At 60.9% G+C, this 13,626-nt stretch carries 12 protein-coding genes; all 12 read left to right on the top strand.

The features are described from left to right. Positions 1–4 precede the first annotated feature (4 nt). Positions 5–520, top strand: coding sequence for a DUF2179 domain-containing protein (locus HY962_02550; protein ID MBI5645786.1), 516 nt, complete (start codon positions 5–7; stop codon positions 518–520). 121 nt (positions 521–641) lie between these two features. Further along, positions 642–2,558 carry a protein translocase subunit SecD gene (gene secD / locus HY962_02545; GenBank protein ID MBI5645785.1) on the top strand — a complete coding sequence of 639 codons (1,917 nt, stop codon included), beginning with the start codon at positions 642–644 and terminating at the stop codon, positions 2,556–2,558. A 48-nt stretch (positions 2,559–2,606) separates the two neighbouring features. Then, positions 2,607–3,524, top strand: coding sequence for a protein translocase subunit SecF (gene secF / locus HY962_02540; protein MBI5645784.1), 918 nt, complete (start codon positions 2,607–2,609; stop codon positions 3,522–3,524). 15 nt (positions 3,525–3,539) lie between these two features. Next, entirely contained in the window at positions 3,540–3,878 is a 339-nt protein-coding gene (locus HY962_02535) for an STAS domain-containing protein (protein MBI5645783.1), read from the top strand. A gap of 66 nt (positions 3,879–3,944) precedes the next feature. Further along, positions 3,945–5,216: an adenylosuccinate synthase gene (locus HY962_02530; protein MBI5645782.1), complete on the top strand. Its 1,272-nt coding sequence runs from the start codon at positions 3,945–3,947 to the stop codon at positions 5,214–5,216. An 11-nt stretch (positions 5,217–5,227) separates the two neighbouring features. Continuing rightward, positions 5,228–6,334 carry a DUF1611 domain-containing protein gene (locus tag HY962_02525; GenBank protein MBI5645781.1) on the top strand — a complete coding sequence of 369 codons (1,107 nt, stop codon included), beginning with the start codon at positions 5,228–5,230 and terminating at the stop codon, positions 6,332–6,334. Between the two features lie 352 nt (positions 6,335–6,686). Beyond that, the gene (gene mraZ, locus HY962_02520; GenBank protein MBI5645780.1) at positions 6,687–7,148 is read left to right on the top strand and encodes a division/cell wall cluster transcriptional repressor MraZ; all 462 of its coding nucleotides are present in this window, start codon (positions 6,687–6,689) and stop codon (positions 7,146–7,148) included. Continuing rightward, positions 7,145–8,089, top strand: a complete 945-nt coding sequence (gene rsmH, locus HY962_02515; GenBank protein ID MBI5645779.1) for a 16S rRNA (cytosine(1402)-N(4))-methyltransferase RsmH — start codon at positions 7,145–7,147, stop codon at positions 8,087–8,089. Before mraZ ends, rsmH begins: the two co-directional genes overlap by 4 nt. Next, the gene (locus HY962_02510; GenBank protein MBI5645778.1) at positions 8,022–8,459 is read left to right on the top strand and encodes a hypothetical protein; all 438 of its coding nucleotides are present in this window, start codon (positions 8,022–8,024) and stop codon (positions 8,457–8,459) included. The genes rsmH and HY962_02510 overlap by 68 nt, the downstream gene beginning before the upstream one ends. A 4-nt stretch (positions 8,460–8,463) precedes the next feature. Then, positions 8,464–10,641, top strand: a complete 2,178-nt coding sequence (locus HY962_02505; protein MBI5645777.1) for a PASTA domain-containing protein — start codon at positions 8,464–8,466, stop codon at positions 10,639–10,641. A gap of 4 nt (positions 10,642–10,645) precedes the next feature. Then, the gene (locus HY962_02500; GenBank protein MBI5645776.1) at positions 10,646–12,205 is read left to right on the top strand and encodes a UDP-N-acetylmuramoyl-L-alanyl-D-glutamate--2,6-diaminopimelate ligase; all 1,560 of its coding nucleotides are present in this window, start codon (positions 10,646–10,648) and stop codon (positions 12,203–12,205) included. Beyond that, the gene (locus HY962_02495; protein MBI5645775.1) at positions 12,202–13,623 is read left to right on the top strand and encodes a UDP-N-acetylmuramoyl-tripeptide--D-alanyl-D-alanine ligase; all 1,422 of its coding nucleotides are present in this window, start codon (positions 12,202–12,204) and stop codon (positions 13,621–13,623) included. Before HY962_02500 ends, HY962_02495 begins: the two co-directional genes overlap by 4 nt. The last annotated feature ends 3 nt before the right edge of the window (positions 13,624–13,626 follow it).

Below are 13,626 nucleotides of genomic sequence, written 5' to 3'. Positions count from 1 at the left end.
TCCTATGGACATCTTCCTTTCCGCCCTGCTCATCTTCGGTCTTCGTATCTGCGACGTCTCGATGGGCACCATACGCACCATGTTCACCGTCCAGGGTAAAAAATGGCCGGCATCACTCATCGGATTTTTTGAAGTCATGATCTGGGCCGTGGCGATACGGCAGGTGTTTTCGCAGCTCGATAATCTGTGGAATCTGCTCGGCTACGGGGCGGGCTTTGCGACAGGCACCTTTCTCGGCATCTTCATTGAAGAGAAGCTGGCGCTGGGGTTCGTGCAGGTGCACGTGATTTCGCGCACCGCAACCGACACAATCGCCAATACACTGCGGTTGAATAAGTTCGGTGTCACGATCGTCCCGGGCGAGGGGGGCAGCGGGGGAATGCCCATCATCATGTCGCTGATACGGCGCGGCCGGGTGCGCGAGTTCCGTTCCATCGTCGACGCGATCGACCCGCAGGCGATGATGTCGGCGCATCACGCGAATCTCTACCGCGGATTCATCCACGGATCCAGGAAATGACAAGACCCCGCGGCCGTTTGACTTTGAATCGCCGCGTTTCTATATTTGATGTCCTGAACGAATTTGCGCGGAAATTACAGCGCAATTAGTGTTTTCCATGTTGACGGAGGTCCGACAGGCCGTGAAGAAAAACCGGTTTCGCATCATTTTGATCGTGGCGTTTCTCGCCTTGACGGGATATTTCCTGTATCCCACCTGGACGGACTCCCAACATCAGGACACCTTGCTCGGTCTGCGTGGCGAGGACAGCACGAAGTATCTCGACGATAACGAAGAGAGCATTCGCAACGCGCGCGAGAAACGCATTAAACTCGGCCTCGATCTTCAGGGCGGCATGTACGTGACGCTCGAGGTGAACATCGCGCAGATGCTCGACAAAATCGCGCGGAACAAGGACGAGAACCTGCGCCAGATTCTGGAAGAGACAACGAAGGAAGCGGCCGAGAGCGAGGAATCGATACTCGACATCTTCAAACGCAAGTTTGCCGAGCGCAATCAGCGCCTGAGCCGCTACTACGGGGAACTTCGAAGCTCGAACGACGAGATCATCGCCATGCTGCAGGACGAGTCCGACAAGGCCGTCGACCGCGCCATGGAGATCATCCGGAACCGAATCGACAAGTACGGCGTATCCGAAGTGTCGATCACGCGTTCGGGCAGCCGCCGTATCATCCTCGAACTTCCCGGCGTGAGCAATGAACGCGAAGTGCGTCAGCTCATTCAGGAGACGGCCCAGCTCGAATTCAAGCTGCTTGCGGAGCCGAAGCTGATTCAGTCCACCATGGACAACATCAACAAGCTTCTCTCCGGCTCGGACATCAATACATTGCTCGACACGGCCAGCACCGCAAAGGCCGACAGCGTCAAGGGCGACACCACAAAGACGATTGCCGCCGCCGACAGCGCCAAGCGCAAGGATTCCGCAGCCGCGCCGAAGGACACCGCGCTTGCACGCGCGCAGAAGGAAATGCCGTTCACAATCCTCTTCTCCTCGCGTCAATTCGAGAACGGCGCCGTGCAGCTACTCGCCCCCGCGCAGAACCGCGACCGTATCAACCGCATCCTTTCGCGACCGGATGTGCGTCGTCTTATCCCGTCGGATCTGCAGTTCGCCTGGAGCGCCAAATCGCAGAAGCTGCAGACACAGGACGGCAACACCACCGACTTCTACGAGTTTTACGCCCTCAAGGCCGAGCCGGAACTGACCGGTGAAGTCATCACCGACGCGCGCGCGCAGATGAGCCAGGAAGGTTTTGGCGGCGCGATCGTGACCATGGAAATGAACACGGAAGGCGCGCGCGAATGGGCGCGTGTCACCGGTGAAAACGTCGGCAAACAAATTGCCATCGCGCTCGACGACGCCGTTTTCTCGGCGCCGAACGTCCGCCAGAAAATCATCGGCGGCAATTCGATGATCGAGGGTATGGACAATATGGATGAAGCCCGCCTGCTCGAGATCGTGCTCAAGGCCGGTGCGCTTCCCGCCCCCGTCGATATTATCGAAGAGCGCACCGTCGGTCCGTCGCTCGGCGAGGACTCGATCAACGCCGGTATCAACTCCTTCCTCATCGGCGTCGGCTTGGTCATGTTCTTCATGCTCATCTACTACCAGTACGCCGGTTTCACCGCCGATGTCGCGGTGCTCTTCAACATGGTGTTTATCCTCGGCGTGCTTGCGGCATTCAACGCGACACTGACTCTTCCAGGCATTGCAGGTATGCTGCTCACTGTCGGTATGGCTGTGGACGCGAACGTGCTCATCAACGAGCGTATCCGCGAAGAAGCGGGCACGGGCAAGACGCTGCGCGCCGCTCTCGACGCGGGATATTCACGCGCCATGCCCGCCATCATCGACTCGAACCTAACCACGCTCATCACGTGTATCATCCTGTACCAGTTGGGCAGCGGTCCCGTTCAGGGTTTTGCGCTGACGCTGATGATCGGTATCCTCTGTTCGATGTACACTGCCATCGTTGTGACCCGCGTCTTCATGGAAGTCACGATGGACACGAATCCGAAGCTTGTCACCTTCGGTTGATTTCTTTCCGCACCCACAGACCAACCGCCTCAGGAGATACACGGTCCAATGCGCATCCTGCATGATTTAAACGTCAACTTCATGGGCAAACGAAAGCTGATGTACATGCTTTCGGGCGTCATTATTCTCGCGGGATTCATCTCGATTCTCGTGCGCGGTCTCGCCTTCGGTCTTGATTTCACGGGCGGAACGGAACTTGTCTTCCGCTTCCCGCGCGCGGTGGAAATCGGCGAATTGCGCAGCATGCTCGCGGGCGCCAACGTCGGCACCTTCGAAATCAAATCGTTCGGCAAGGACACGGATTACATCATCCGCACGCAGCAGCTCGGCGTCGGCGGAAAGATTTCGAACGAAGTGAAGGATCTGATGAACAAAAACTTCGACAACAAGATGGTGCTCCTGCAGGAGAACCGTGTCGAGGCAAAGATCGGATCGGAGATGCGGCAGGACGCGGTCATCGCGATTTTTGCGGCTCTTGTGGGCATCCTGCTCTACATCGCCTTCCGCTTCAAGTTCGTGTTTGGAATCGGTGCGGTTGTCGCCCTCTTCCACGACGTGCTTCTGACTCTCGGCGTTGTGTCGCTCAGCACGGGTCTGATTCCCGGACTCAACCTCGAGTTCGATCAGGCCATGGTCGCCGCGTTCCTGACACTCATCGGCTATTCGATCAACGATACCGTGATCGTGTTCGACCGCGTGCGTGAGAACATGAAGCTTTTCAAGACGGCCGACTTCGAAGAGACGATGAACAAGAGCGTCAACAAGACCATGAGCCGCACCATTTTGACCGGCGGCACGACCATTCTGACGATGATTGCGTTGCTGCTTTTTGGCGGCGAGCCGACGCGTGGCTTTGCCTATGCCATGACTATCGGCGTCATCACCGGCACGTATTCCAGCGTGTTTGTCGCCAGCGCCATGACGCTCGACTGGGTCACTTACAGGAAATCCAAAATCACGTTCTAATCCCGGACGGGAGCCATGGAATTCGCATTGACGCAGAACCAGGGCGTCGCTGTGTTTGCGCTCGACGGCGCCGTGCTCGGCGGCCCTGAAGCGACAGCCCTCAAGGCCGAATTGCAGCGCCTTATCGACGGCGGCGGAAAAAAGGCGGTTGTGGATCTCTCGCGTGTAAAGCTCATGAACAGCTCGGGTCTTGGCCTGCTGATCGGCAGTTACACATCGCTGCGCAGCGCGGGCGGTGAGTTGTGCCTCGCGGGACCCAACGAGAACATCCGCTCGCTGTTGACCATCGCCAAATTGAACAACGTTTTTCGCATTTTCCCGAGCGTTGACGAGGCGCTGGCCGCGTTCGCCTGACGCGGGCAGCAGTGTCGCAACAGCTCCCATGCTGGGAGCGGGAAGGTGCTGAAGGAGGCACACGGAATGTCTGTCCGAGTGATTGTGGGCGCCCAGTGGGGCGATGAGGGAAAGGGCAAAATCGTCGATCTGCTCAGCGACAAGGTCGATATCGTGGCCCGGTATCAGGGCGGCGCGAATGCCGGCCATACTGTGGAAATCGGCGATAAGAAATACGTGTTGCACCTCATCCCGTCGGGCATTTTCCACGAAGGTGTAACCTGCGTGATCGGCAACGGCGTCGTGATCGATCCCGTCGCATTGATGGAAGAGATTCATCTGCTCGAGTCGCACGGCATACGGCTCGGTGGGCGATTGAAGATCAGCCACAACGCGCATCTCATCATGCCGTATCACAAACTGCTCGATTCACTCTCGGAGCAGGGCGCACAGCCGATCGGCACCACGGGCAGGGGGATTGGTCCGGCGTATATCGACAAGTCCGCGCGCAGCGGCATCCGTATCGTCGATCTGCTCGATCATCGCGAGCTTGAGGAATCGATACGGCGCAATCTCGAGGCGAAGAATCAGATCATCCGCAAGGTGTACGAGCGCGAAGAGATGGATGTCGACGAGATGATCCGTCAGTACCAGGCCTTCGACACACAGATCGACGAGTACGTGACCGACACGGCTCTGTACCTGAACACGGCGATCGCGGACGGCAAGTCCATACTCTGCGAAGGCGCACAGGGCGCCTTGCTGGATGTGGATCACGGCACCTATCCGTTTGTCACATCGTCCAGTCCCATCAGCGGCGGCGCCACGACAGGCCTGGGCATTCCACCGACGGCGATCACCGAAGTGATGGGCGTGATGAAGGCGTACACGACGCGTGTCGGTCTCGGTCCTTTCCCGACCGAGCTGCACGACACCATCGGCGAGGCGTTGCGCACGCGGGGACACGAGTTCGGATCAACGACCGGGCGGCCTCGCCGCTGCGGATGGTTCGACGCGGTCGCCATGCGCTACTCCATCATGCTCAACGGCATCAGCTCGGTGTACATGACCAAGCTCGACGTGCTGGGCGGACTCGACGAGATACGCGTGTGCGTGTCGTACGAGGCCCGCGGTAAAAAGCTCAAGTCCTTCCCGACAGACGTGCGCACGCTGCAGGCGGTGACCCCTGTGTACGAATCCTTCCCCGGTTGGAAAGAGGACATATCCGGGGCGACGGATGTGACGGAACTCCCTGTGAATGCACGCGATTACATCAATGCGGTGCAGTCGGCCATCGGTGCGCGGATCGTCTGCGCGTCGGTGGGACCGAACCGCGTACAGAACGTGCTGTTCGGCTAGCGCCCATGGTCATGCTGCAACACCACGCGGAACGGATGGTGCTTCTCGCGGAAGGCCGTCTGAGTTCGATCGGCGCGCGTATGGTGATCGCATCGCTGCTGTATATCCCCGAACGGGTGGTGGCCGTGATCGACAGCACAAAGGAGCGCGGCACGGCGAACGAGGCCGTGGGTTTTGGAGGTGACACGCCCATTGTGCATTCCATCGAGGAAGCGCTCGCCTATAATCCCGATTCGCTTCTCATCGGCATCACGCCGCTCGGCGGTCAGCTCCCGGAATCATGGAGGCGCATCACGCGCGAGGCCGCCGCGGCCGGACTGCACATCATCAGCGGCATGAAGGCGACATTGTCGCAGGATCCCGAACTCGCCGGCATCGCACGCATGAACAACGCGTTGATGTTCGACATGCTGTCGGTATCCAACAGTCATCAGATCCGCGCGCAGGGGAGCTGGCGCAGGCGCACGGCAAAAACCATCCTCACGGTGGGCACCGATTCCAACACGGGCAAGATGACAACTGCGCTGCTCATGCACCGCGAGATGCAGAAGCGCGGGATCAACAGCACGTTGATTGGCACGGGTCCGACAGGCATCCTCATCAGCGGCCGCGGCATTGCGGTTGAAGCAGTAACAAGCGATTTTCTCGAGGGCGCGCTCGAGTTCGAAGTGGACCGCGCGATAGACGAAGGGTACGAATACATACTCGTCGAGGGACAGAGTGCCATCACAAATTGCGGCAGTTCGGCGATTGCCATGGGCCTGCTGCACGGCGTCATGCCCGACGCCATGATCCTCTGCCATCAGCCCTCCCGCGAGGTGGACGGGTACGGACTACCGCTTCCATCCCTCTCCTCGTCCATCTCCCTGCACGAATCTCTCATCGGCGTATTCAAGCCGGCGCGTGTGGCCGCCGTCGGCCTCAACTCCATCGATCTGCACCGCGAGGAATTGCGCCTCGTCAACGAGCGCATCAAGGCCGAGACAGGTCTGCCGTCGGCCGATCCGCTGCGGGAAACTCCGGGCATTCTCGTCGACGCCGTGCTTGAGTATTTCTCGAAGTACACACGCATCGCCCTGCCCGATTCAGCGAGCGAAATCCGGGACCGGCTGTACTGAGAAGCCATCCGCTATAGCGGATAACCATATCGTTTTATTTTCGCGTCGGCTTCCTCAGCGCGTCCTGAAGCCGCGTGGGTGAAAGTGGGGGAATGGCGCTTTCGGAGCCCGATCCCGCGCCGCGGAATAACTGCACCCGCAATCGCGGCAAAAGTATAACTCCGGGCCCGGATCCGATCCGATCCGTTGGCGGAATACTGCCCTTTTTTCAATAAAAAGGGGCATCTGAAAAATATTTCCGAAAAAAAAACTTGATGCTTGACTCTGTGCTCCGAATGTATATTTTTGGAGGAAAGTGGGCCATAGTGGCGCAAAGTGGTTGGATTTGGAGAATAGTAGAGCAATCTCCCAGATGGTGAAATTTCGCGGCACATATGAAAGCACTCTCGACGAGAAGGGGCGCTTCGTTTTTCCGAAGAAACTTCGGCAGAACCTCGCCGCGACCGCCGATCGCTTCATCATCATCCCGGGCCATGAGAAATGCCTCTACCTCCATCCCCTCGACAATTGGGAGAAGAAGGAACAGGAATACGAAGCGCTCAACGAACACAACGCCGAGCATCGTTTGCTGATCCGCATTCTCCAGGAAGGGCTCGAGGAAGTGTCGCTCGACAGCCAGTACCGGATCATGATTCCGTCGAAACACATCGAGTACGCGCAGTTGTCGCTGCGAAGCACGATACGCGTCTCGGGTGCCTTCGACAAGATCGAGATCTGGGATCCGGCGGTGTATGAGGAGTACAAGTCGAAGCCGGAGAACGCGCGGAGTTTTGGTGACATCTCGGCGGCCATTCTCGGAGGCACCACGCTTTGACACATGACCCGACAGACTATCACATACCGGTCCTGCTCGAATCTGCGGTGGAGTTATTGGTCACCGATGCGGCAGGAACGTATGTGGACGGGACGCTCGGCGGTGGAGGGCACAGCGAGCGTATCCTTGAACGTCTCGATGCGGGGGGCCGGCTTGTCGGCCTCGATCAGGATGCGGACGCAATAGTCCACGCCTCGCGACGTCTTGCGCACGACTCACGCTTTTTGTTTGTGCGCAGCAACACTGTGCATCTCCAGTCTGTCCTCGAAAACCTCAATCTCACAGCAGTGAATGGCATTCTTCTGGACCTCGGCATGTCCTCGCGGCAGATCGACGCCCCGGAGCGCGGCTTCAGTTTCCAGCATGACGGGCCTCTCGACATGCGGATGGACCGTTCCGAGGGCATCCCTGGCGCCGCCGACCTTCTCGCACATGCCGACAAGGACGAGCTGCAGCGCATCTTCTTCACCTACGGGGAAGAGCGCCGCAGCAGAAGGATCGCGGATGCCATCATACGTGCCCGCACAAAGGCGCCGATACTCACGACCAACGATCTCGCGGCCGTTGTGCGTGCGGCCGCCCCGGGTCCGCACACATCCAAGACGCTGGCGCGGATTTTCCAGGCGCTGCGCATCGCCGTCAACGACGAGCTGCGCGTGCTCGAAACTATTCTCGACGCGTCGCTCAACGCGCTGGGAGATGCCGGGCGCCTCGTGGTCATCTCCTATCACTCCCTCGAAGACCGCATGGTCAAGCTCTTCCTCCGCAGGCAGAGCGTCGACTGCGTCTGTCCGCCGCGCACTCCCATCTGCGTGTGCGGAACCATTCCACGCATGAAAGTGCTCACGCATTCACCGAAAGTACCGGACGACGATGAGATACGCAGAAATCCAAGATCGCGCAGTGCCCGTCTTCGAGCGGGACAGAAAATCCACGCGTAGCAGCGCGGCCTCATTCACCGCCGGGCGGCCGGTGGACGACTTTGTCCACACGCCGAGACAGGCGGCGCGGCACCGTGAACTGACCACGCTGAACATCGTGCTGCTCCTTGCCATTTCAGCGATCGTGGTCACCGCCTACATCGCAAACACGGTGATGGTCGACAACCTCATGCGCTCGATCACAACGGCCGATCGTGAGATGGGACTGCTCCTGCAGCAGCGCGAATCGCTCCGCGCCGAGATCAATTATCTGTCCAGCTCCACGCGTGTGCAGAAGATCGCCGTCAACGAATTGCAGCTCGTACACTCGCAGCAGCAGCCGTATTCGCTGATCGTGTTCGGTCTTCCGAAGGTGGAGGAGGAAAAGTAAACACATGCCCGTCGAGTCGTTCGAAACCGGTCCGGGACGCAACGAAGTCGTTCGCGTGCTCCAGCGCCAGCAGAGCGTTCGGAGGATGTACGGGCTGTTTATCGTCCTCATGGCGGGCTTCGCGGCGGTTGTGGTGAAGCTTGCGCTGATTCAGATCCGCGACAGCGACAAACTGCGCGAGATAGCACTGGAACAGTACCAGAGCCGCGAGAGCATCACACCGATACGCGGACTCATTCTCGACAGGAACCTGTCGATACTGGCCTCGAACCTGATTGAATACACCCTCGCCGCCGATCCGAGCGTGATCGACAGGCCCGACACGGTGGCGGCATTCCTCGCGCGGATAGTGCCCGATGCGCGCGCGTCGGTCTATCTCCGGAAACTGTCCGACACGACGCGCAGATACGTCGTGCTCGAGAAGCGGCTCGGTCCCGAGGTGTTCGCGCGTTTCGGATCATGGAAGTGTTACGGCGTGCGCATGCGCCCGGCCCCGCGGAGGCATTACAATTTCGACGGTCTTGCCGGGGCGCTGATCGGGCACACCAACAGCGAGAACCTCGGACAGTCCGGCATCGAGTTGGGCATGAACGAAGAGCTGGCGGGCAAGCCCGGATTCATCGTCTATCAGCGCGATGCAAACGGGCGCCGTCGGCCCGAGGTCGACTATCCACACAAGGATCCGGTGAATGGGCGCAGCGTCGTGTTGACGCTGGACCAGTCGTACCAGGCCATCGCGGAAGAGGAACTTCAGCGCGGTATCGACACCTCGGATGCCAGCTCCGGTCGCTGCATCATTCTGCAGCCGCGCACGGGCGAGATCCTCGCGCTCGCCAACTGGCCGAGCGTGAATCCCAACCGGCTCGGTGAGTATTCGGCCGAGGAAATCGCGGCATCGAAGAATCGCATCATCACCGATGTGTACGAGCCCGGTTCCACGTTCAAACTTGTCGCGATGAGCGCGGCGTTGAACGAGGGGATCTTCGCGCCCAACGATGTATTAGGCGCGGAACACGGGGAGTGGCATTACAGCGCCAGCCAGAAGCCGATCCGCGACGATCATCCCGCCGACCGCCTGTCGCTGCGAAGCGCTTTCATCAAGTCGTCGAACATCATTTCGGCCAAACTCGCGGAGAAGCTCGGTGCGGAACGGTTTTACAAGTACGCGCGCAATTATGGTTTCGGTATCCGCACCGGAATCGAGGCGCCGGGTGAAGTGCGCGGCGAACTGCGCAAGCCGACGGAATGGGACGGCATCACGCTGAAGTACCTCGCCTTCGGGTACGGTCTCTCGGTCACGGCCCTGCAGATCGCCTGCGCTTACGCCGCCATCGCGAACGACGGCGTCCTGATGCGGCCGTTCCTGCGGCGCTGGTTGCTGGATGAAAACCGGAACATCGTGGACGAAACCGTGCCGATGGCGATACGGCGGGTGGTTTCGAGCGAGACAGCCGCAACGATGCGCGGATTCATGCAGGGCGTTGTCGACAGCGGCACGGCGCGGCTCGCGCGTATCGAAGGCATGTCGATCGGCGGGAAGACGGGCACCTCACAACGTATCGTGGGATCCACCTATTCGAGCAGTTCACACGTGGCTTCGTTTGTCGGATTTTTCCCAGTAGAAGATCCGAAAATCCTGATTCTTGTGATTCTGGACGAACCGCGGAACGGGTATTACGGCGGCCTGGTTGCCGCGCCAATTTTTCGTGAGATAGCCCTCCGGATCATCAATAGCACACCCGAGTTCGCGAAGCGTCCCGAGCCGCTGCTGCTGGCCGAAGAGGGCGCACCGCGTCCCGTGCCGGATCTCGCGGGCATGCATCCGTCCGTCGCCGGCGCACTGCTCCGTTCACACGGATTCAAGATGGAATCGTCGGGCAGCGGAACGACCATCGTGTCGCAGAACCCGTCCGCTCGTGCATCCGTGGTACCCGGATCGGTGGTACGTGTCACGCTCGGTGAGCGGGGCGCAAACGACGCCATGGTGACCATACCGGATTTCACCGGTCTGAGCATCAGGCAGGCCAGCGCGCGCGCGCGTGCTGCGGGTCTTGTGCCGAGTCCCATGGGCAGCGGTGTGATAGTGGACCAGATCCCGCGGGCCGGCACCGTTGTGCCGCGCGGGCTGCGTGTCACCCTGTCGGCCGGCCTCCGTCATTTTCTCACCGCCAACCCGTACTGACACGATGAACTTCAGCCAGCTCTCGATCGATCGCACACGCCGCGCAACAGCGGTGCGGCTTTCGTCGCTGCTGCATGGGGTGCCTGTGTCGCAGATGTATGGTCCGTTCGACGCCGAGGTCGCGGGCATCACCACCGATTCGCGGCGCGTGTCGGACCGCTGGATGTTTGTCGCGACCGAGGGTGAACACGTCGACGGACATCAATTTGTGCAGCGCGCGATCGAGCAGGGCGCGAGTGTCATCGTCGTGCAGGAACAGCAGTACAGCGACGGACTGCACGAACTGCTCAGCGCCTCGTATGTGCAGCACAATACCACGACCGTGCTCGTGGTACGTGACACGCGCGAGGCCGTGGGCCTGCTCGCCGACAGGTATTACGGCTCGCCCGCGGCAAAGCTCCGGCTTGTCGGCATCACGGGCACGAATGGAAAAACGACGAGCAGTTATCTCATGAAGTCGGTCCTCGAGCGGAGCGGGGAAAAGACGGGTCTGATCGGGACGATCGCCTCTGTGATCGGAAAGGATGTCGTGCCCGCGTCCTTTACGACCCCGCCCGCCGAGGAATTACACCGACTGCTTGCGCACATGGTTGCCGCCGGCTGCACATCGGCGGTGATGGAAGTGTCGTCGCACGCACTCGCTCTGCGGCGCGTCGAGGGCATGGTCTTCGACACCACGCTGTTCACGAACTTCACGCAGGATCATCTCGATTTTCACGGCTCGATGGAAGCGTATCGCGATGCGAAGGCGCTGCTCTTCCGCCGTCATACGCGGCTCGGCGCCGCCTTCAACATCGACGATCCCGCGTGGCGTGCCATGGCCTCCGGATTCCGCCGCCGCCGCGCAAGTTTCGGCCAGGCCGCACGCGCGACACATCGTATCATGGACTTGCAGGCCGGCAGCGCGGGGACGCGCTTCACCCTGCGGCATGAGGGCGGCGAGACGCGCATCACATCGGCGCTCGCGGGAGGATTCAACGCGTGGAACCTCGCGGGAGTCTATGCCGCTGCTTCGATTCTGGGTATCGAGGATCGTGTCATTGTGCGCGGCCTGCGCGCAGTTAGCGCTGTGCCCGGACGCTTCGAGCGCATCGTGTCGGCCGACGGCGTCACCGCGGTGGTGGACTATTCGCATACTCCGGACGCCCTCGAAAAGGCGGCGCTCGCGGCGCGCGCGCTGCTCGGGCCGGATGGACGACTGATCGTGGTATTCGGCTGCGGTGGAGATCGCGACCAGGCCAAACGTCCGCTCATGGGTGCAGTGGCCTCGCGTGTGGCGGACCTCACCATTGTGACATCAGACAATCCGCGAAGCGAAGATCCCGAAGCCATTATCAACGACATACTCGAAGGTGTGAGACCCGACGCCGCCGTCGAGCGCAGGCCGCGGCGCCGCGCTGCCATCGAGCGTGCCCTGCGACTCGCCCGCCCGGGTGATATCGTCCTGATCGCGGGAAAGGGGCACGAGACATATCAGCTTGTTGGCAGGAAGCGGCTGGACTTCGACGACCGCGCCGTAGCGCGTGGGTACTTCGAAGCCAGGCGCGGGGGGGTGGCCGCATGACGGGCATGTGTGTCGCCGATCTTCGCGCATTGCCGCACGAGGCCGCCCGCGGGCTCGACTCCATTCTCGACCGCCCCGTCGTGCGCATCTGCACCGACTCCAGAGATCTGCAGCCGGGCGATGTCTTCCTCGCACTGCGCGGGGCATCCTTCGACGGGCATGACTTTGCCGCTGCAGCGATGGCCGCGGGAGCCGTGCTCTGCATTGTAGACCGGCGCGGACTGCGCCGGGTGGCCGACAGATCGTTGCTCGAGCCCTGTCTTGTTGTGCGCGACACGCTCGAAACCTACGGCGACATCGCGCGCACGTACCGGCGCCGCTTCCGCATCCCTGTTTTTGCGGTGACGGGCAGCAACGGTAAAACCGGTACAAAGGAATTGATCGCGGCGGTACTTGGTACAAAAATCAACACACTGCAGAACAGCGGAAATTTCAACAATCAGATCGGGTTGCCCAACACGTTGCTGCGACTCGAGCCCGCGCATCGGGCGGCCATCGTTGAAATGGGCACGAATCAACCGGGCGATATCCCGTACCTGTGCAGCATTGCCGAACCGACACACGCACTCATCACAAACATCGGCCGTGCGCATATCGAGCGGCTGCTATCGCGCGAAGGTATCGCGGCCGAAAAGGCCGCCGTCTTTGCTGCGCTCGGCAGCGAGGGTGTTGCGTTCGTCAATGCCGACGAGCCGTTGCTCCGGCCCTACGTGCCGAAAGGGCGCCGGATCATCCGGTATGGATTTTCCGCGCGCGCCGCGGTCCGCGTACTCCGCGCGGAACTCGATGAGCAGGCGCGCGCCACCGTTGTCATCGCGGCGCCTGAGTGGATTGCGAGGCCCGTCACCGTGCGCCTGAAACTCCGCGGCCGCCATGCCGCCTATGCCGCGGCCGCCGCTGTTGCGGCAGGCCTGGTGTTCGGCTGCGGGATCAAGGCCATCGTCCGCGTCCTCGAGCAGTATGAGGGCGGATCGGGTCGGCTTGCGGTACGCGACGCGGCGGGCGTCACCGTGCTCGACGACGCGTACAATGCCAATCCCGATTCCGTGATCGCCGGTCTGCACACGCTTGCCGCGATGCGCAGTTCAGGACGCCGCATCGCCGTCCTGGGCGACATGCTGGAACTCGGACCGACCGCGCGACATGAACACGCGGCCGTGGGTGACGTGCTCGCAACGCTCGACATACCCTTCGTGCTGACGTGCGGACGCCTCTCCCGCGCCATCCGCGATGCCGTGCGGTCAGGCGGCGCGTCTTTTACCGAGCATTTTCAAGATCGCGACGCCCTGCTCCGCGCACTTGTGGCGCTTGCCGACGAGGGTGATGTCGTGCTCGTGAAGGGCTCGCACGGGATGCGCATGAACGAAGTGGTCGACGGATTCATCGCCGCGCGGACGGCTCAGGAGAAGGAGTGCTGATCG

Source organism: Ignavibacteriota bacterium, from assembly GCA_016218045.1.
GTDB lineage: Bacteria > Bacteroidota > Ignavibacteria > SZUA-365 > SZUA-365 > JACRFB01.
Note: the sequence above shows the minus strand (reverse complement) of the source record. Positions and strands in the feature narration are given on the sequence as shown.